19 protein-coding genes are annotated in these 18,584 nt (G+C 72.5%); 8 read left to right on the top strand and 11 right to left on the bottom strand.

The window, feature by feature from the left end; translation table 11 throughout:
- Positions 1–27 precede the first annotated feature (27 nt).
- Genes AB0I66_RS06100 through AB0I66_RS06090 form a run of 3 tightly spaced genes read left to right on the top strand, consistent with a single transcriptional unit; the run spans position 28 to position 2,777 of the window.
- Positions 28–828, top strand: a complete 801-nt coding sequence (locus tag AB0I66_RS06100) for an SDR family oxidoreductase (protein WP_363206473.1) — start codon at positions 28–30, stop codon at positions 826–828.
- A 51-nt stretch (positions 829–879) separates the two neighbouring features.
- Positions 880–1,245: a DUF3311 domain-containing protein gene (locus tag AB0I66_RS06095; RefSeq protein WP_363206472.1), complete on the top strand. Its 366-nt coding sequence runs from the start codon at positions 880–882 to the stop codon at positions 1,243–1,245.
- The gene (locus AB0I66_RS06090) at positions 1,242–2,777 is read left to right on the top strand and encodes a sodium:solute symporter family protein (protein ID WP_363206471.1); all 1,536 of its coding nucleotides are present in this window, start codon (positions 1,242–1,244) and stop codon (positions 2,775–2,777) included. The genes AB0I66_RS06095 and AB0I66_RS06090 overlap by 4 nt, the downstream gene beginning before the upstream one ends.
- Positions 2,778–2,803: 26 nt before the next feature.
- Here AB0I66_RS06090 and AB0I66_RS06085 read toward each other — a convergent pair whose 3' ends face one another.
- Positions 2,804–3,409 carry a chemotaxis protein CheB gene (locus AB0I66_RS06085; RefSeq protein ID WP_363206470.1) on the bottom strand — a complete coding sequence of 202 codons (606 nt, stop codon included), beginning with the start codon at positions 3,407–3,409 and terminating at the stop codon, positions 2,804–2,806.
- Between the two features lie 101 nt (positions 3,410–3,510).
- Between AB0I66_RS06085 and AB0I66_RS06080 the strand changes: the two genes are divergently transcribed.
- Positions 3,511–5,841: a penicillin acylase family protein gene (locus tag AB0I66_RS06080; RefSeq protein WP_363206469.1), complete on the top strand. Its 2,331-nt coding sequence runs from the start codon at positions 3,511–3,513 to the stop codon at positions 5,839–5,841.
- Here AB0I66_RS06080 and AB0I66_RS06075 read toward each other — a convergent pair.
- The 6 genes from AB0I66_RS06075 to AB0I66_RS06050 all read right to left on the bottom strand — a co-directional run bounded on the left by AB0I66_RS06075 (position 5,811) and on the right by AB0I66_RS06050 (position 12,221).
- Entirely contained in the window at positions 5,811–6,890 is a 1,080-nt protein-coding gene (locus AB0I66_RS06075) for a DUF917 domain-containing protein (RefSeq protein WP_363206468.1), read from the bottom strand. The two genes, AB0I66_RS06080 and AB0I66_RS06075, sit on opposite strands and share 31 nt — an antisense overlap.
- Positions 6,883–8,463: a hydantoinase/oxoprolinase family protein gene (locus AB0I66_RS06070; protein WP_363206467.1), complete on the bottom strand. Its 1,581-nt coding sequence runs from the start codon at positions 8,461–8,463 to the stop codon at positions 6,883–6,885. The genes AB0I66_RS06075 and AB0I66_RS06070 overlap by 8 nt, the downstream gene beginning before the upstream one ends.
- A gap of 366 nt (positions 8,464–8,829) precedes the next feature.
- Positions 8,830–10,218, bottom strand: a complete 1,389-nt coding sequence (locus AB0I66_RS06065) for an NAD(P)/FAD-dependent oxidoreductase (protein ID WP_363206466.1) — start codon at positions 10,216–10,218, stop codon at positions 8,830–8,832.
- A gap of 134 nt (positions 10,219–10,352) precedes the next feature.
- Positions 10,353–11,165, bottom strand: coding sequence for an MBL fold metallo-hydrolase (locus AB0I66_RS06060; RefSeq protein ID WP_363206465.1), 813 nt, complete (start codon positions 11,163–11,165; stop codon positions 10,353–10,355).
- Positions 11,162–11,770, bottom strand: a complete 609-nt coding sequence (locus tag AB0I66_RS06055; RefSeq protein ID WP_363206464.1) for a TetR/AcrR family transcriptional regulator — start codon at positions 11,768–11,770, stop codon at positions 11,162–11,164. Before AB0I66_RS06055 ends, AB0I66_RS06060 begins: the two co-directional genes overlap by 4 nt.
- 58 nt (positions 11,771–11,828) lie before the next feature.
- On the bottom strand, positions 11,829–12,221 hold the full coding sequence (locus AB0I66_RS06050; RefSeq protein WP_363206463.1) for a VOC family protein: 393 nt from the start codon (positions 12,219–12,221) through the stop codon (positions 11,829–11,831).
- 93 nt (positions 12,222–12,314) lie between these two features.
- Here AB0I66_RS06050 and AB0I66_RS06045 point away from each other — a divergent pair, with 93 nt between their 5' ends.
- Positions 12,315–12,887, top strand: coding sequence for an N-acetyltransferase (locus tag AB0I66_RS06045; RefSeq protein WP_363206462.1), 573 nt, complete (start codon positions 12,315–12,317; stop codon positions 12,885–12,887).
- A gap of 12 nt (positions 12,888–12,899) precedes the next feature.
- Here AB0I66_RS06045 and AB0I66_RS06040 read toward each other — a convergent pair whose 3' ends face one another.
- The 3 genes from AB0I66_RS06040 to AB0I66_RS06030 form a co-directional block, all read right to left on the bottom strand.
- Positions 12,900–13,583 carry a glycerophosphodiester phosphodiesterase family protein gene (locus AB0I66_RS06040; RefSeq protein ID WP_363206461.1) on the bottom strand — a complete coding sequence of 228 codons (684 nt, stop codon included), beginning with the start codon at positions 13,581–13,583 and terminating at the stop codon, positions 12,900–12,902.
- Between the two features lie 67 nt (positions 13,584–13,650).
- Positions 13,651–13,785, bottom strand: a complete 135-nt coding sequence (locus tag AB0I66_RS06035; protein ID WP_363206460.1) for a hypothetical protein — start codon at positions 13,783–13,785, stop codon at positions 13,651–13,653.
- A 77-nt stretch (positions 13,786–13,862) separates the two neighbouring features.
- A complete protein-coding gene (locus AB0I66_RS06030; RefSeq protein WP_363206459.1) occupies positions 13,863–14,510 on the bottom strand; it encodes a PadR family transcriptional regulator in 648 nt (215 codons plus the stop codon).
- Positions 14,511–14,589: 79 nt separating this feature from the next.
- Here AB0I66_RS06030 and AB0I66_RS06025 point away from each other — a divergent pair, with 79 nt between their 5' ends.
- From AB0I66_RS06025 to AB0I66_RS06015, 3 genes are all read left to right on the top strand, one after another.
- Positions 14,590–16,113, top strand: a complete 1,524-nt coding sequence (locus AB0I66_RS06025) for a phosphatase PAP2 family protein (protein WP_363206458.1) — start codon at positions 14,590–14,592, stop codon at positions 16,111–16,113.
- An 82-nt stretch (positions 16,114–16,195) separates the two neighbouring features.
- Entirely contained in the window at positions 16,196–16,843 is a 648-nt protein-coding gene (locus AB0I66_RS06020; protein WP_363206457.1) for a M23 family metallopeptidase, read from the top strand.
- A 55-nt stretch (positions 16,844–16,898) separates the two neighbouring features.
- Complete coding sequence (locus AB0I66_RS06015) at positions 16,899–17,273, top strand: DoxX family protein (protein ID WP_363206456.1); 375 nt, start codon at positions 16,899–16,901, stop codon at positions 17,271–17,273.
- Here the strand turns inward: AB0I66_RS06015 and AB0I66_RS06010 are convergent.
- Complete coding sequence (locus AB0I66_RS06010) at positions 17,270–18,517, bottom strand: metallophosphoesterase (protein WP_363206455.1); 1,248 nt, start codon at positions 18,515–18,517, stop codon at positions 17,270–17,272. The genes AB0I66_RS06015 and AB0I66_RS06010 overlap by 4 nt on opposite strands.
- Positions 18,518–18,584: the final 67 nt, after the last annotated feature.

Here is an 18,584-nt window from a genome sequence, read left to right as displayed (position 1 = left end):
CAGCCCGGCCAGAGAGGTAGCAGCACCATGGACTACGGCAACCTGTTCCGGCTCGACGGCCGTCGTGTCGCGGTCGTTGGCGGCGCGAGCGGCATCGGTCGCGAGGCCGCTCGCGCACTGGTCGCCCAGGGCGCGCACGTCATCGTCGCCGACCGGGACACAGAGGGCGCGGAACGGACGGCGGCGCTCGCGGTGGGCCCGAGCGATGCGGCGGACCAGCGTCTCGGTACGGCTGTCACGCACCCCCTGGACGTCCTCGACCCCGACGCCGTCCGGAGCGCCGTCGCCGCGTGGGGGCCGCTCGACGGGCTCGTCGTCACCGTCGGGGCCAACGTACGCAAGCGCCTCGCGGACTACGGCCTCGACGAGTTCGACCGTGTCATCGCGCTGAACCTGCGCTCCTACCTCACGCTCATCCAGGCGGTCGCCCCCGGCATGGCCGAGCGCGGCCGGGGGAGCGTGGTCGGGTTCGCCTCGATGCGGGCCTTTCAGGTGGAGCCGGGGCAGGGGCCGTATGCCGCGTCCAAGGCGGGGCTGATCCAATTGCTGCGGACGGCGGCCGCGGAGTGGGGGCCGCAGGGCGTGCGGTTCAACGCCGTCGCGCCCGGCGTCGTCCGTACGCCGCTCACCGACCAGATCGCCGCCGACCCCGCGTGGTTCGACGCCTACGCCCAGGCCTCCGCGCTCAAGCGGTGGGCCCGCGCCGACGAACTGGCCGGAGCCGTCGCCTATCTCGTCTCGGACGCGTCCACCTTCGTCACCGGCACCGTGCTGACCGTCGACGGCGGCTGGACCGCGGTCGACGGCCGGTACGACCCGTCCGTGTGATCTTGTCTGTTCCCGCGGCCCTCTTCGTCCCTGCCCAAGGAGCCCCCCCCCATGCCCCCCACATCCGAAGACGGCGGCGAGCAGAGTCCACCGGATCCGGCGGCCTCGCCCCTGGACGGGCCCCTGGACGGCCTCCCCACCCTCCGCGGCGCGGCCCGCCCCTCCCTCTGGTTGCTCCTCGTCCCCGTCCTGCTCTACGGCGCCGCCCCCTTCGTCGCCAACCGCATCGAGCCACGCGTCCTGGGCGTCCCCTTCCTCCTGGCCTGGGTCATCGCCGCCACCGTGATCAGCCCCCTGGTCATCTGGATCGCCGCCCGGCTCGACCCCGCGTACCGCCTGAACGCCGTCGAACCCATCCCCGCCGACGACCTCCCGGGCTTCGACAACGGCACCGCCCCCGAAGGAGGCAGCCGATGAACGGCTCCGCAGCCGTCGCCACCACCATCTTCGGGCTCGCCATGGTCGCCACGATCCTGATCGGGGTGTGGAGCGCCCGCGGCAGGTCCAAGGGCCTCGCCGAGTGGTCCGTCTCCAGCCGCGGACTCGGCGTCCTGTTCATCTGGCTGCTCATGGCCGGCGAGACGTACACGAGCTTCTCGTTCCTCGGCACCGCGGGATGGTCGTACTCGTTCGGCGCGCCGATCCTCTACCTGGTCGCCTATCTCACCGTCGGTTTCGCCGTCGCGTACGTCGTGGGCCCCGCCCTGTGGACGTACGCGAGCCGGCACGGCCTCATCTCCATCGCGGACATCGCCGAATTCCGCTTCCGCTCGAGGCCGGTGGGGATTCTCGTCGCCGTCGTCGCGACGGTCTTCATCGTCCCCTACATCCAGGTGCAGATTCAGGGCATGGGCGTCGTCGTGAACGCGATGACGTACGGCAGCGTCGATCTCAAGGTCGCCGCCGTCATCTCCTTCGTCGTGGCCGAAATCTTCATCCTCGTGTCCGGCCTTCGCGGCTCTGCGTGGGTGAGCGCGCTCAAGGACATGCTGGTGATCGTTGCCGTCGTGTTCCTCGCCGTCTACATCCCCATGCACTACCTCGGCGGATTCGGCGACTTCATGCAGCGCATGGTGACCGAGAAACCCGAGTGGCTGACCTTCCCCGGGCACGAGTCCGGCGGGCGCAACGCCATGTGGTTCCTGAGCACCGTCGTGCTCAACGCCGTGACCATCACCATCTTCCCGACCACGGTCGCCGGTTACCTCAGCGCAAAGAGCCCGAACGCGCTGCGCCGCAACGCGCTGCTCCTGCCCTGGTACCAACTGCTCCTGTTCGTCCCGATGGTGGTCGGCGCGACGGCCCTGTTCGTGATGCCGACCCTGGGCAACCCCGACCTGGCCCTCTTCAGCCTGGTCACCGATTCGCTGCCCTCACCCGTCGTCGCGCTCATCGGCGTCGCGGGCGCGCTCTCGGCGATCGTGCCGATGAGTGTCTTCATGCTCTCCATCGGCACCCTGTGGGGCCGCACCGTCCTCGGCGGAGGCAATGGCGCCGACCCGCGGGCACGCCGTCGAGCGGCCGGGAAGACCGGCGACGCGAACGACATGCGGGCCAAGAGGCTATCTCAACTGGTTTGCGTGGTGGCCGGGTTGATCGCCCTCGCGGGCAGTCTCTTCTACCCGAACACTCTCGTGGAGCTCTCCGTCCTGTCCTACGAGGGGCTGGCGCAGCTCGTGCCGGTCGTGCTCCTCGCCCTGTTCTGGCGGCGGCTGACCGCGCGGGCCGCGGTGGCGGGGATGCTCACCGGGCTCGCGGTGATGACCATCCTGTGGGCCACCGACAACGACCCGTACCACGGCGTGAACGGCGGCATCATCGCGCTCGCCGCCAACCTCGTCGTGCTGCTCGCGGTCGTGCGGATCGCACCGGGCCCCGGCCCCGCCGGGATTCCCGCCACCAGACCGGCGGTACCGGACGAGCGCGCGACGCGGACGAGGTCCCGCTGACCGGACGCTCAGCCCTTGCCGGCCGCTCAGTTCTCGTGCTGGCGCACGAGCCGACGGAGGCGGGCAGGAATGTCGTCGGCGCCCAGCACGAAGTCCACCTGACCGGTCCCGATCGCGGACTTGGGCATCCCGTGGAACTTGGCCGTGGCCGGGTCCTCCACGATGACGGTGCCGCCGCCCGACTTCACCGCTTCCACCCCGCGGGCGCCGTCGCCGTCGGCCCCGGTCAGGACACAGGCGATGAGCAGAGGGCCGAACGTGGCGGCCGCCGACTCGAAGAGGGGGTCGGCGGCCGGGCGGGACTGGTTGACCGGGGGCTCCTGAGACAGGGAAAGGCTGCCGTCCGCGGGGACGCACAGGTGGTGATCGGGCGGGGCGATGTACACCGTCCCGGGCTCCGGGATCTCGCCGTCCTCGGCCAGCTTGACGGTCAGCGTGGTGCGGCGGGAAAGGATGGCGACGATGTGCGTCTCGCGGGCACGCCGCAGGTGATGGGCCACCAGCACCGGCGCCGGGAAGTCGGCGCCGAGGCCGGCCAGCAGCGCCTGCAGCCCCTCGATGCCCCCCGCGGAGGAGGCCACCACGACGACGGGGCGGCGGGTGTGCGGCTCTTGCGGATGTTCGCTGCTCACGCCCGAACCCTAACCCCGCCCGCTCTGTCCTCGGGCCCGTCGTGGAGGGTGCCATCCTCGTGTCGGACGACAACCTGAACTGGCTCGTGAGTGAGGCATGCATGACGGACAGGGATGACTTCGAGGTGCCGGGCCTGCGGGAGTCCGTGGAGATCCGGATCGACCGGTGGGGTGTCCCGCATCTGTACGCCGCGTCCCAGGACGACCTCTTCCTGGCCCAGGGCTTCAACGCGGCCCGCGACCGCCTCTTCCAGCTCGACCTGTGGCGGCGGCGCGGACTCGGCCTGCTCGCCGAGGTGTTGGGGGAGCGGTACGCCGAACACGACCGTGCGGCACGGCTGTTCCTCTACCGAGGCGACATGGCCGAGGAGTGGCGCGCGTACGGCGACGACACGGAGCGGGTGACGAGGGCCTTCGTCGCCGGCATCAACGCGTACGTGTCACTGTGCCGCGCGGACGCGACGCAACTGCCGCCCGAATTCACCCTGTTGAACTACGAACCGGCGTACTGGCAGCCCTCCGACGTGGCCCGCATCCGCAGCCACGGCCTGCAGTACAACCTGCGCGACGAGGTCGCCCGCGCGCTCACCCTGCGCGACCACGGCCCCGGGGCGGAGGAGCTGCGCCGCCGCCGCGAGCCCGCGCCGCACCGGCTGCGCGTCCCCGAGGGCCTCGACCTCTCCGTCATCCCGGCCGACGTCCTGCGCGTGTACGACATGGCCACCACGCCTCCGTGGGCGGCGGGCGCGGCGCCCCGCCAGGGCCTGGACGGCTCCAACAACTGGGTCATCGCCCCCTCGCGCACCGCCACCGGCCGCCCCCTCCTGGCCAACGACCCGCACCGCGGGATCGCTCTGCCCGCGCTGCGTTACCTGGCGCACCTCTCGGCGCCGGGCATCGACGCCGTCGGTGCGGGCGAACCGGCCCTGCCCGGCATCTCCATCGGCCACAACGGCCACGTCGCCTTCGGCCTGACGATCTTCCCGATCGACCAGGAGGACCTGTACGTCTACCGCACGAACCCGGAGAACCCGCGCGAGTACTGGTACCAGGACCGCTGGGAGCCGATGACACGGATCACGGAGGCGATCCCGGTGCGTGACGGCGACGCGCTCCCGGCCGACCTGTGGTTCACCCGCCACGGCCCGGTCATCCGCGAACTCCCGGAACGGAACGCGGCGTTCGCGGTACGGGCGGCATGGCTCGGCCCCGGCATGGCCCCCTACCTGGGCAGCATGGACTACATGCGGGCGGCGAGCCCCGACGCGTTCGTGGCGGCGATGCGACGCTGGGGCGCCCCCGGCGAGAACCAGGTCTACGCGGCGCCCGACGGGACGATCGGCTGGCGGCCCGCCGGTCGTGTCCCCGTCCGCCCCGGCTGGGACGGCACGCTCCCGGTGCCGGGCGACGGTCGCTACGAATGGGACGGCTTCCTGGACGTGGAGGAACTCCCCTCCGTCCGCGACCCGGCCCAGGGCTGGTTCGCCACGGCCAACCAACTGAATCTGCCGCCGACGTACCCGAACGCGGAGAAGACGGTGACGTACGACTGGTACGCACCGACCCGCCACGACCGCATCACGGAAGAACTCGGCTCCCACAGCTCCTGGACGGTCGAGGACTGCGTACGCCTGCAGACGGACTACGTGAGTCTGCCGGGACGGCGGATACAGGGGTTGCTCACGGGCCTTGAGGACAGCCGGGCCAATGTCACCACCGCCCTCGCCCTCCTCCGCGACTGGGACGCCCGTCTCACCGCCGGCTCGGCTGCCGCGGCCCTCTTCGAGGTCTGGTACCGGCGGCATCTGCGGCCCGCCCTGCTGGCGCGGGCCCTCGAAGGGGTCGTGGGCGAGGAGCAGCGTGACCGGGCCCTGGCGCGGGTTCTGCCCGCCGAGGACGCGGCGGCGGACGCCCGCGTCGATCTGGAGCTTCTGGACGGTGACCCGGACCCCGGCCTGCTGCTCGGCACGCTGTCCGCGGCCGTGGACGAGCTCGCCGGGCTGCTGGGGGACGACCCCGCCGACTGGTCCTGGGGCGCCCTCCATCACGCCCACCCGCACCACCCCATCGCCGCGCTGCTCGCCGGGACCGCCCCGGAGTGGGCCGCCGTGGGGCCGGCCCCACGTGGCGGCAGCGGGGACACCGTGGGAGCCGCCGCCTACGGGCCCGGGTTCCGGCAGACCGCGGGGGCCACCTTCCGGATCGTGGTGGACGTCGGCTCCTGGGACGACTCCGTGGCGATGAACTCCCCGGGGCAGTCCGGCGTTCCGGGCAGCCCGCACTACGACGACCTGTTCGCGAGCTGGGCCGCCGACGGCTCCTTCCCGCTCCTCTACTCGCGGGAGGCGGTGGAGAAGCACACCCGGCGGACCATCACCCTGCGACCGCCCGCCGCGGACGGTCAGGGGGCCGCCGACCCGAAGGGCAGGTAGTCCGCCTCGTACCCGAAACAGCGTGGGCCGGTCAGCGCGAGGCCGCCCGGAGTGATCCAGCGCGGATCGCAGCGGGCGGCGATGACGCTGACGCGCTGGCCGTAACGCAGCCCCTCCGTGGTCACCGGATCGCCGGTCTCGCTGTCCAGGACACAGATCAGGTCGGGCGTGGTCGCCACGCTCTCCCCGTCGCGCGTGGCCATCAAGTGCTCGTTCTGGAAGCCGAGTTCGAGCACCCGGCCCGCGTCACCGCGCGTTCCCTCGATGCGGGCGTGACCGCGCGCGAAGCCGCCCTCCGTGCGACGCGCCACGTCGGCCACCCTGCCCGCCAGGAGGGGGATGCCGTCCAGGAGCGACCGCGCGGCCGCCACCGGATCACCGTGCGCGGTGCGCGCCTCGCGCACCACGGCACCAAGCCGCCCGGCGAGCGTCAGCGTCGCCGGGACCAGGCCGTCGGCGAGCTGATCGCCGCGCAGCACCGTGTCCGCGCAACTGATCTGGCAGCCGAGCTCCACGCACACCGCGCGCGCGATCCGCTCGGCCGCGTGGTTGTCGACGGCCTCGACGACGATGGTGTTGCCCTTGTCGTCGGCGAGCGCCATCGGCGAGTTGGAGATCCCGGCGAGGCCGGGCAGCACCATCTGCGCCTCGGGGAACGCCCGCCCCATCGCGTCCCCGTCCACCAGGGGCAGCCCGGCCCGCGCGGCGCACGCGATCGGCAGCATCGAGTTGACCCCGCCGACCTCCAGCGGCGTCAGGTGCGTGGCCCGCCGCCCGAGGTGTCGTTCCAGGGCGCGCAGCGCGTCCAGATGTTCCCGTCCGTTGGGCACCCGCTCCAGGAGGACGGTGGGCGCGCCCATGCCGGAGATGGGGACCACGGTCGCGTCGGCGTCCACCTCGTCGATGCCGACCACCCGCACCGGACCGCGCGCGCGGATCGCCTCGCGGGCGACCAGCTTGCCGATGTACGGGTCGCCGCCCCCGCCCGTGCCGAGGATGCCCGCGCCCCGCGCGATGTCGTCGAGGTTGCCGAGGGTGATCTCACGCATGGGTGACCGCCCCGGCGCCGGGCGCGATGACCCCGCCGAGACGCCCCAGGTCCAGATCGCCCACGGCCCGCACCCGGATGCGGGTGGCGCCGCCGGGCAGATAGGCGAGCGGCACCTCCTCGATGTCGACGACGCGTACGCTCCCGGCGCGGGCCCCGGCGTCCAGCGCACGCCCGACGGCCTCGTCGCGGGCCCCGGCGAGCACGGTGTCCCGGTGGCCGTCGGGGACGCGGAAGACCCGGTCGACCTCGCCGCCGACCTGCGCGATCGCCGCGCCCACCGCGTTGGCCACGTCGAAGTGGTCCGGCCGGCGCACATCGGTGAAGCCGGGCAGCGCCTCGGGCAGGAGGATGGAACCGCCTCCCACGACGACCACCGGCAGCATCGCGGCGGAGGTCCGCATCCGGTCCACGCCTTCGGCCAGCCGCTCGTCGATGCGGTCCAGGGCGCGTGCCGTGAACTCGCGCCCCAGGTGCGCGACATGAGGCACGTGCCCGATGTCCGCGCGACCCGCGGCCACCGCGAGATCCGTCGCCGTCAGCCGCCTGCCGCCGAAGACGAGCGCTTCCCGCGTGAGCAGGTGACCCACCGACCGCGGGCCCGTCTCGCCGTCGCGCGAGACCAGGGACCCGCCGCCGATGCCGAGGGAAAGCACGTCAGGGATACGGAAGTTGGTGCGGATGCCGGCGGCCTCGCTCTCACCGCCGGCCTCCCGCGGGTAGCCACCGCTCAGGACACCGATGTCGGCGGTCGTGCCGCCCACGTCGATGACCGCGCAGTCCCCGATCCCGGAGAGGAGCGCCGCGCCCCGCATCGAGTTGGTCGGCCCGGACGCGAACGTCGCGACGGGGTACGCGCGCGCGAAGTCGACGTCCATCAGCGTCCCGTCGTTCTGCGAGAGGAAGAACGGCGCCGTGATCGACAGCTCGGCCAGTGCCTTGCCGAACGACTCGACGATGACGGTGGCCAGATCCCGCAGTGACGCGTTGATGATCGTGGCGTTCTCGCGCGCGAGAAGACCGACCCGGCCGAGATCGTGCGAGAGCGAGAAGTGCACGCCCTCGCCCAGCTCGTCGCGCAGGATCTCGGCGGCACGCCACTCGTCCGCCTCGGCGACGGGCGAGAACACCGAGGACACGGCGACCGAGGTGAGACCGCGTGCGGCGATGTCGGCGGCCGTCCGGCGCAGCTCGTCCGGATCGAGCGGCGAAAGGGGCCGCCCGTCGAACTCCCGTCCGCCATGGCAGAGATAGCCGTGTCCGCCGACGGCGGCCCGCTGCCGCTCCGGCCAGTCCGCCATGGGCGGCAGGGCGGCGGTGGCGGGAAGGCCGAGGCGTACGGCGGCCACCGGGGTGAGCCGGGCGCCCTCGACGAGCGCGTTGAGGAAGTGCGTGGTGCCGATCATCACCGAGGTGACGGATTCGACGGGTGGTGCGAGGCCCTGGATCGCCGCGGTGACACCGGAGGTGATGTCGGGCGTGGTCGGTGACTTGGCGGCCGCGAGCACGCGGTCGTCGTGCCCGAGGAGGGCGGCGTCGGTGTTGGTCCCACCGACATCGATGCCGATACGCATGGGGGTGAAGTCCTTCGTGTGGCGACAGGCGGGTGACGCGTAGTACGGACGTGACGCGCGCCGTGATCAACCAGACGGCGAGACGGCGGTTTCCGGGGCGTCTCCCGGCCATCCGGTGGCTGCATCGACCTTCAGACGGCGGCCGCGCCGTTCCGGAGCCCCGATCACCTGCTTTTCGCCGTCCTGTCCAGGACTCCGGCACGCCGAAGCGGCGCCTACCTCACCACTGGTAGTCGCCGCCCGCCCGCACGACCAGGGAGGAATCCGCTGCTCCGGCGTGCGTGCGGCATCCTGCCGTGCTCCCGCGCAAAGGCCGGCGCTCGCAGCTCGCGAGCACCGGCCTTCGTGTGAACCCTGTCGACGCCTCTACGGGAACAGCGGCTTCTCCGGGGCCATGGAACGTGCCGCCACCTCCGACGTCATCCGCGCGTGGATCTCCTCCGGCGAGAGATAGACGTCCGTCTTCTCGAAGTCCGCCAGTGTGGCGGGCCGCTGGGACTGGAACCCGGTGCGCACGTAGTCGTCGCCCGCGAGCGCGTTGAGCCCCCAGTTCGCGGCCGTACGGAAGCGCGCGGTGACGGTCCGCAGCGCCCCCAGGTGGTAGCCGCGCGCGACGATCTGCGCGGGCAGCCCGGTCAGCTGCACACCCAGCGGCTTCGACACGGCCTGGATGCCGCCGAGGTCCACGACCAGGCCCATGTCCTTGTGCCGGTAAGGGGTCAGGGGCGTGCCCCGCAGGGCCGCGGTGACGTTCTTCGCCGCCGCCCAGCCCTGGCGCATCGCGTGCTGTGCGGTGGGCGGGCAGATCGCGTCGCCGCCCTTGGCGAGGTCCGGCACGGCCGCCGCGTCGCCGAGCGCGAACACGCCGTCCATGCCCGGAACCGTCAGCTCGGGGTCGACGACCAGGCGGCCCCGGTTGGTCTCCGCGCCCAGCGTGGCGATGAGCGGGCTCGGCGCGACACCGGCGGTCCAGATCAGCGTCCGGCAGGGCAGCGCGCGCCCGTCGGTGAGGGTGACGGTGTCCTCGGTGGCCTTGTCCACGGTCACCCCGAGGGAGACCTCGACGCCCCGCCGCCGCATGATGGCGAGCGCCTTCTCCCCGAGCCGGTCACCCAGTTCAGGCATCAACTTCGGTGCCACGTCGACCAGATGCCACTTGATCTCCGCGGGGTCGAGCCCCGGGTACCGCTCGGCCGCGGCGCTCGTCAGGCGGTGCAGATACGCCGCCGTCTCCGTCCCGGCGTACCCGCCGCCGACGACCACGAACTGCAGCCGCGACTCGCGCTCGGCCCGGTCCGAGCTCGCCGACGCCAGGTCGAGCTGCGAGATCACGTGGTCACGGATCCAGGCGGCCTCGGCCAGCGTCTTCACGCCCACGGCGTGCTGGTCGACTCCGGGGATGTCGAACTGCCGGGTCACGCTGCCCGGGGTCAGGACGAGGTAGTCGTAGCGCTCGACGACCTCCTCGCCGTTGATCTTGCGTACGATCACGGCCTTCGCGCTCGGGTCCACGCCGATGGCCCCGCCCGGCACGATCGCCGTACGGCGCAGCATGCGGCGCAGCGGCACGGCGACCGACTGCGGGGTCAGCACGCCCGACGCGACATGGGGGAGCAGGGGCAGATACAGCTGGTGGTCCTGCGGGCTGATGAGCCGCAGTTCGGCGTCCTGCGCCTTGAGCGTCCGCTCCAGCTTGTGCGCGCACTCCATACCGGCGAAGCCACCGCCGATGATCAGAATCCGGGGACGTTGCATACGAGATCGCTCCAGGGTTGGGCGAGGGGTCCGGTCAATCCTCCGACGAGGGGCGTCCCGGCGCACGTCGGGTGCGCCGGGCGGGGAACCCGGGTACCCCGCGACCGCCGGACGAATACCCCCGGACCGTCGAATCAGCCGCCTGCACCGGCGAGCCGCAGATAGTCCCACGGATCGTGCGCGTTCAGGACGGTGAACTCCTCCGTCCGGGTGGCCACCTCCCGCAGCCGCCCCTGATTGGCGACCCTCAGCTCGGCGTCCACCTGGGCGTCCAGCTGGATGAGGTCCATCAGGGGATGCGAGTGCGGGGCCTCGGCGGCGATCTCGCGGTGGTAGAAGTACGCGTCCCCGGCATGCACCAGCCACCGCCCGCGGTCGCGCACGGCGACGGCGGCATGCCCGGCGCTGTGCCCGCCGAGCGGCACGATCAGGAACTCCTCGCCGAGCCCGGTCAGTTGCCGCACCCCGGAGAATCCCGCCCACTCCTCGCCGACGCCTTCCTCGTACGTCTCCCAGTGCGGGCCGTGCGCCCAGTGCGCGGGCCGGTAGCGACGGCTCGGTGCCTCGGTGAGAGCCGCGGTCAGCTCGGCGGCCATGAGGTGCACGCGCGCCTCGGGAAAATCGGGCAGCCCGCCGCTGTGATCGACGTCCAGGTGCGTGAGCGCGATGTGCCGTACGTCGGACGCCGCGTATCCCAGCCGTTCGACCTGCGAGAGGGCCGTCTCGGCGAAGTCCAGTTCCGGGGCGGCCAGTTCGGTCCACTCGGGGTCGAGGGAGGCGAGCGGCCTGCGTACGTCGTCCCGGCCGAGCCCGCTCTCGACGAGCACGAGCCCGTCCGTGTCGGTCTCCACCAGCAGGCAGTGGCACACGGCGTGCAGGGGCGGCGGCCCGTCGTAGGTGGGCTCGATCTTCAGCATGGAACCGCAGTTGAGGTGATGGACCTTCACGCGCCGCCCACCGTCCCCTTCGGGTTCTCCAGGCTCCGGGCGACGACCGAGGCGACGCGCCGGGCCACCGACGAGATGACCGCGGTGTCACGCCGCACCTGCGCCAGGAGAAGAGCCCCCTGCAAGGACGACATCACGAGTTCGGCGAGCTCGGCGGCCTCCTCCTCGGCGGCGCCCCAGCCGCGAAACGCCTCCGCGAGACCCGAGAGCCAGGAGTCGTAGGTGACCTGGCAGACATCGCTGATGGGCCCCTCGCCCCCCGCCTGTTCCAGCGCGACGGTGGCGACGGGACAGCCGTCCCGGAAGCCGGACTCGCGCAGCCCTTGCGCGAGCAGCTCCCCGACCCCGAGGACGGCCTCCTCCGCCCCGGCCGCGGAGCCCACGACGTCGGCCATGCGCGCGCCCATCTCGCCCCCGGCGAGCGCCACGGCCTCGGCGGCCAACTGTTCCTTGCCCTGCGGGAAGTGGAAGTACAGCGACCCCTTGGGGGCGCCGCTCTCCGCGAGCACCTGATTGAGCCCTGTGGCGCCGTAGCCCTGCCGTTGGAACAGATCGGCGGCCGTGCGCAGGATGCGGGCGCGGGTCTCTCCGCGTGTCTTGGTCACACCTGAAACAATAGACCGACCGGTCTAGAGAGAACAAGAGGGGAGAGCTGCCCCTGAGTCAGATCCCGGGCCGGTACCGGATCGGATGGTCCTCCGGCACCTCGACGATGACGATCTTGACGCCGTCGGGGTCCGCGATCCACATCTCGACCAGCCCCCAGGGCTCCTTCAGCGGCTCCCGCACCACCTCCACCCCCCGGGCCACGAGTTCCGCGTGCGCCGCCCGCGCGTCCGCCACCTGCAGCCACAACTGCAGGCCGGGTGCGGGCGGGGTCTCCGAGCGGCCGGAGACCTCCAGGTGGCCGCCGCCCAGGAAGTAGACGGTGCCGCGGTCGGGGCCCGTGCCGAACTCGCGGTAGACGGCGAGGCCGAGCGCCTCCCCGTAGAACGCGCGCGAACGCTCGGGGTCGGTGGGCCGGAGAAGTGTCCTGCTGCTCAGTACATGCACCATGCAGCCGCACCTTAGTGGGGGGATACGCTCGACCGTGCCTCGCCCACGCCGCGTCCGACAGCGGCGGGCCAGAGAGATCGGAGAACCCGCCCCATGGACACCGCCCCGCGCCCCAGCACGAGCGACCTCAGCGTCACCGCGAGCGACCTCACCTTCCGGGACGCCACCGACGCGGACGTCGACGCACTCGTCTCGCTGATCCAGTCGGCGTACCGGGGTGACGCCAGCCGGGCCGGCTGGACCACGGAGGCGGACATCCTGCAGGGCCAGCGGACCGACCCGCAGGGTGTCGTCGACGTCATCAAGTCATCCGCGAGCAAGCTGCTCACGGTCGAGCGGGACGGCGCCGTCGTCGCCTGCTGCCAGCTCGAACACCGCGGGGAGCACGCCTACTTCGGGATGTTCGCGGTGAGCCCGGCGCTCCAAGGCGCGGGCCTCGGCAAGGTGATCATGGCGGAGGCCGAGCGCCGGGTCCGCGAGGCGTGGGGTGTGCGGGAGATGCACATGACCGTGATCTCCGTACGCGACGAGCTCATCGCCTGGTACGAGCGGCGCGGCTACCGCCGTACGGGAAAGATGACTCCCTTCCCGTACGGCGACGAGCGCTTCGGCGTTCCGCAGCGGGACGACCTGCAGTTCGAGCTGCTCGTCAAGCCGCTGGTCTGAGCGGGGGCCCGGTCACGCCGTGAAGCGGCCCGTCCGCTTGATCTCCGGGTAGTCCGTGGTCGCTCCGTCGAGCTGCAGCGCGCGTACGAGCCGCAGATCGTCCTGCGTGTTGACGACCCAGCCGATGATGCGCAGGTCGGCCTTCTTCGCTCGCTCCACGATCTCCAGCGTCAGCCGCCTGATGTTCAGGACGAGGGTGGTGGCACCGACCGTCGTGGCGCGCTCCACGACGTCGGTGCCGTAGCGGCTCGCGACGAGAGCGGTGCGCACGCCGGGGACGAGGCGGGCGATCTCGGCGATCGCCTCGTCGTGGAAGGAGATCACCTCGACGCGGCCGACCAGGTCGCGCCGGTGCATCACCTCGGCGAGGGCGCGGGCGGCGGCCACGTCCTTGATCTCGGCCTGCAGCGGCGCCTTCACCGCGTCGAGGACCTCTTCGAAGACGGGGATGCGCTCCCCGCGCCCCGCGTCGAGCTCCCGCAGCTCGGCCAGGGTCTTCTCGGCGATCGGTCCCTTGCCGTCGGTCGTACGGGCCACGTCCGCGTCGTGCATGACGACGAGGGCGCCGTCCTTGCTCAGATGCAGATCGAGCTCGATGAGATCGAGGCCCGCGGCTTGCGCGGCGATGAAGGACCGGAGGGTGTTCTCGGGTTCGACACCCATGACCCCGCGGTGACCGATGGTGAGGAAGTTCAAGGTTCACTCGCTTCCGTCGACGGCGGCTCGGTGGCCGCGGGGAGGTGCCACGCGGCAAGGTCGCAGCCTAACGGCCCGCCTCCGCGAAGGAACCGCCCGTACGGGGGTGCCCGGCTGAATCGGAGTCGTCCGCTCTGCTTCCCACGATCCCGAGCAGAAGACCGGTGATGACGGCGGCGACAAGGACGGCGCGGGTGGTCACAGGTGCACTGCTCCATACGGCGGGGTCGGCTGACCCCGCCCGTCCTACCGCCTTGGGCCCGCGCGCCGCGAGCCACGTCACCCGTGGGTGGGCGAGTCCTCCGGGGGTTGACCGGAGGGCGTCGGCGGCGCCATCTCCGCGAGGTCGACGAGCATCGCCTCCGCCAGCTCGATCTCCGCCTCAAGGCGCCGCCCGCTCCAGCGCAGGGCGATCTGCGGGTGCGTCCATGCCGTCTCGCCGTCCGCGCGGGCGAGCGCGTCGCGCACCTCCTTGAGCTCGCCCCGCGTATGCGCGATGTGCTCGGCCACCAGGGCCCGCAGGTGCTCCGGCGCCGCGAGGTGCCCGAGCCAGACCCGCAGGAGCAGCGGGTGCTTCAGCACGGCGGGGCCCGCGTCCCCGGCGCCCCCCGCCCACCCGATCAGCGCGGCACGTCCCTCGGCGGTGATGGCGTACGACCGCTTCGCGCGAGGCTCCTCGGGCCCCGAGCGCCGCGACGTCGCGTACCCGAGTGCCTCCAGGCGGCGCAACTCGGCGTAGATCTGGCTGATGGCGGGCGACCAGTAGAAGTGGCGCAGTGAGGCGTCCGCCCACTTCTTCAGTTCGTATCCCGTGCGTTCCCCGGGGAAGGAGAGCAGGCCGAGCACGGCCCACGCGGTCGGCGGCAGCTCGGCGGGCCGACGCGGGGAAGGGGGATCCTGGGGGGAAGTGGAGCGGGGGACTGCCATATGACTGATTGAAGTGAACGTCACAGTCCCGGCGCAAGATGTGTGCGGTGCGAAGGACATGCGCGGGTATAGGGGCTTCATGAGTGATCTCCCGACGTCGCACATCCGCAGGCTGCTCGGCGCCACCGACCGCCTGGCGTTCCACCGTGTGGCCGCCCGCTCCTGGCCGGCGGCACAGCCCGTCCTGCCCCGGCTGAGCCGGGCGGCCGACCACGGTTTTCTGTGGTTCGGCATCGCGGCGGGGATGTGGGTCTTCGGCGGTGCACGCGGCAGGCGGGCCGCGGTGCGTGGCGTCTCCTCGCTGGCCCTCGCGTCGGCCACGGTCAACACGCTGGGCAAGAGCGCGGTGCGCCGCTCCCGGCCGGTCCTGGACACGGTGCCGGTGATACGGCACCTGTCGCACCAGCCGATCACCAGTTCCTTCCCCTCCGGGCACTCCGCGTCGGCTGCCGCCTTCGCCACGGGTGTGGCCCTGGAGTCGCGGGGACTCGGCGCGGCCGTCGCCCCGATCGCGGCGTCGGTGGCCTTCTCCCGCGTCTACACGGGCGTGCACTACCCCAGTGACGTGCTGGTGGGCGCGGCCCTCGGCGCGGGCGCCGCCTACGCCGTGCGCGGCATGGTGCCCTCCAGGTCACAGCTGCCGCCGCCCGCGCGGCCCCGTACGGACGCGCCCGCGCTGCCGGAGGGCGAGGGCCTCGTCGTGGTGGTGAACCCCTCGTCCGGCGCCCAGCCGCAACTCATGGACCCGGTCCGGCAGTTGAAGATGGCCCTGCCCCGCGCGGAGGTGATCCTCTACGAGGAGGAAGCGGGGCCGCTGCCCAAGGTCCTGGAGGAGGCCGCCAGGGACGCCGCCCGGCGCGGCGGAGTCTTCGGCGTGTGCGGCGGGGACGGCACGGTGAACGCCGCCGTGACCCCGGCCCTGCGCTTCGACGTGCCGCTGATGGTGCTGCCCGGCGGAACGTTCAACCACTTCGCCGCCGACCTCGGCGTCGACACGGTCGCGGACGCCTGCATCGCCCTCGCCGAGGGCAGCGCCGTCAAGGCCGACGTCGGCCGGGTCAAGCCCCTGGCCGGGATCGGTCCCGACGGCAAGACGTACTCCGAGCCGGTGTACTTCCTGAACACCTTCAGCCTCGGCTCCTACCCCGAGCTCGTACGCATCAGGGAGGAATGGTCCCCGAAGGTCGGCGGTCCGCCCGCGGCGCTGCTCGGCGTCGCCCAGATCCTGCACACGGGACGGCCGCTGCGCGCGGTGGTGAACGGCAAGACCCGCTCGATGTGGCTGCTCTTCGCGGGCAACGGCGCCTACCGCAGCGCCGGCATCGCCCCGGTGCGCAGGCACGACCTGGCCGATGGCCTGCTCGACGTCCGCATCGCGCACGGCGGTCGCTTCGCGCGCAGCCGCCTGCTGGCCGCGGCCGTCGTCGGCCAGCTGACCAAGACCCGCCTGTACGCCTCGGCCAAGGCCCAGCGCCTGGTCATCTCCGGCCTGCCCGAGGGCACACAGATGGCGTACGACGGTGAACTCGCCCCCGCGCCCGCCGCGCTGCTCCTCGACAAGCTCCCCGAGGCGCTCACCGTGTACCGGCCGACCCTCGACTGACCGCGGCAGCGGCCCGGGAGCCGTTACGCCAAGCGGAGCACTCGGGGTGCGGGCCGCTCCCGTCGCCAGTGTGCTGGCCCTCATGGGCTACGACATAGACAGCCCGCGTGAAGCGGGCAGCACACGACGCGACGTACTCGGCGTCGCCGCGGTCCTTCTGGCCGGCGGCGCCCTCACGGTGGCGGGACCCGCGCCGCACGCCGCCGCCGAAACGGACGGCGGCTGCGGCCTCGGCTACGACGAGGAGTTCGAGGAAGCCCTCGCCGAGGCGGACGAGGCGGTCCCCGAGAACCGGGCGCTCGTCCCGGAGAAACCACGGCGCAAGTTCGTCCTGCCGATCCGCCGGCGCTTCCGCGTCTCCGCCCGCTACGGGGTGCGCGGCAACTGGCTCGCCGGACACCACACCGGGATCGACCTCGCGGTCCCCACGGGAACCCCGGTGCACGCCGTCGGCGGCGGCACGGTGGTCCTGGCCCGCTGGTCGGGCGCGTACGGCAAGGCGGTCACGGTGCGGCTGCGGGACGGGCATTACGCCGTCTACGCGCACCTGTCGCGCCTCTCCGTGCGCCAGGGGTCCCGCATCGGCACCGGCGACCGTATCGGCAGCAGCGGGTCCACGGGCCGGGCCACCGGCCCGCACCTCCACCTGGAGATCCGGGCCAAGCGCGGCTACGGAACGGACGTCAATCCGGTCAAATATCTCGCACGGCGGGGCGCCCAGCTGTTGTGAGACGGTGATTACCGTCGAGTAAGGTCTGCCTCCTTTCACCCTCTCAGGAGGCACCATGCCGTCGGCGTCCCGTTCCCCCTTGCTTCTGGCCGGTCTGCTGGCCGGGGCCGGTGCCCTGCACCTCGCCGCACCGAAGACGTTCGACGCCACCGTGCCGCGCGTCCTGCCCGGTTCGCCGCGCACCTGGACGTACGCGAGCGGCGTCGTCGAGCTGGCCCTCGCGGCCGGGGTGGCGGCGCCCCGCACCCGGCGCGCCGCCGCGCTGGCCACGGCGGCGTTCTTCGTGGGCGTGTTCCCCGCCAACGTGCAGATGGCGGTGGACTGGCGTCATCGCCCCGCGCCCCAGAGGGCGGCGGCGTTCGGCCGCCTGCCGCTCCAGGTTCCGCTCGTGCTGTGGGCGAGGAACGTCGCGGGGCGTGCCGGGTCCTAGCCGACGCCGGCGCGGCCCGCGACCGGGGCGGCGGTCGTCGTGGTGTGGGCCAGGCGCGCGGTCCGGGCGGGGACGTCGACCGTGTAGGTGTCCACGGTCATGGCCCGCCCGGAGACCTTCAGGACCATGAACCCCACGTCGGAGAAGTTCTGCCAGGCGGCGGGGTGGTCGAAGTGGGCCCTGCCGTCACCGGACTTGGCGGCCGCCCCGCAGACGATCTGCCGGGTGCCCGCCGTGCGGGTCGTGGGCTCCAGGATCTGCAGGGTGTGGTCGTGCCCGGACAGGATCAGGTCGGCGCGGCCGCACACCACCTCCTCGTACAGCTCCTTGAGGTGGATGCCCCGCGTGTAGTGGCCGATGAGGAAGCCGTCGTACGAACCGGCGCTGCCGTGCTTGCCGTTGTTCAGGTAGGGGTGGTGGCCGAGCACCACCTTCCAGCGGGCCCGAGACGCGGCCAGGGCGGAGTCCAGCCACTGGCGCTGAGCGCGCATGTAGGGACCGTCCCACTGGTAGTGGCGCGAGGTCTGGGCGACGGTCGAGGCCACGGGATTGGTGTCGAGGGCGAAGAACTCCACCACCGGGTCGCCGTCCCCCGGAGCCTCGGACGCCGGCAGGGCGACGTTGTAGTAGCGGCTCGGCATGTACCAGCGCGGGGACGTGGCCGCGTAGGAGACCTCGCGGTCCCCGCGCGAGGGGTCACCGCCGCTGCCCGGGATCAGGCCCGAGCAGTCGTGGTTGCCGAGGACCATGAGCCAGGGGACGTCGATGCCCGTGTTGGGCGTCTCGAACTTGTCGCGGAACTCGGAGTCGTGGTCGGACTCGGGCCCGTTCTCGTAGATGTTGTCTCCCAGGCCGACGGCGAGGGAGATCCCCTCCTCGCGGCACACCCGGCGCGCGGCCTCGGTCACGGCGAGCTGTTCCTCGCCTCCGGTTCCGGAGTCCCCGGTCACCAGGACGGCGAACTCCCCCTTGTGGTTCGGCGCCTCGGGGAGAGGGAACTTCGCCGCGCCCCGGGCGGCGGCCTCTGCCGCTGCGCCCGGCGCCGCAGCGGCCTGCCCCGCGCCGAAGGGCAGCGCGGCGAGCGCGGCCCCGGCGGCGGCACCGCCGAGCAGGGTGCGGCGGTGCAGGGTGAGGGCCGCCGGACCCCACTTGTCGGAGAGGGTCCGGGCGAGCGGCGCGTCGTCCCGCAGCCACTGCTGCTCGGTCAAGTCCGCCCGGGGCGGTATCAGTTCGTCATCGCACATCAGAGCGTTCTCCCATATCGGCGCGGCCAGGGGAAGACGATCAGACGAATTGCCGGTGGCGGCGCGG

Origin of the sequence: Streptomyces sp. NPDC050439 (assembly GCF_040655335.1) — a bacterium.
Taxonomy (GTDB): domain Bacteria; phylum Actinomycetota; class Actinomycetes; order Streptomycetales; family Streptomycetaceae; genus Streptomyces.
Note: the sequence above shows the minus strand (reverse complement) of the source record. Positions and strands in the feature narration are given on the sequence as shown.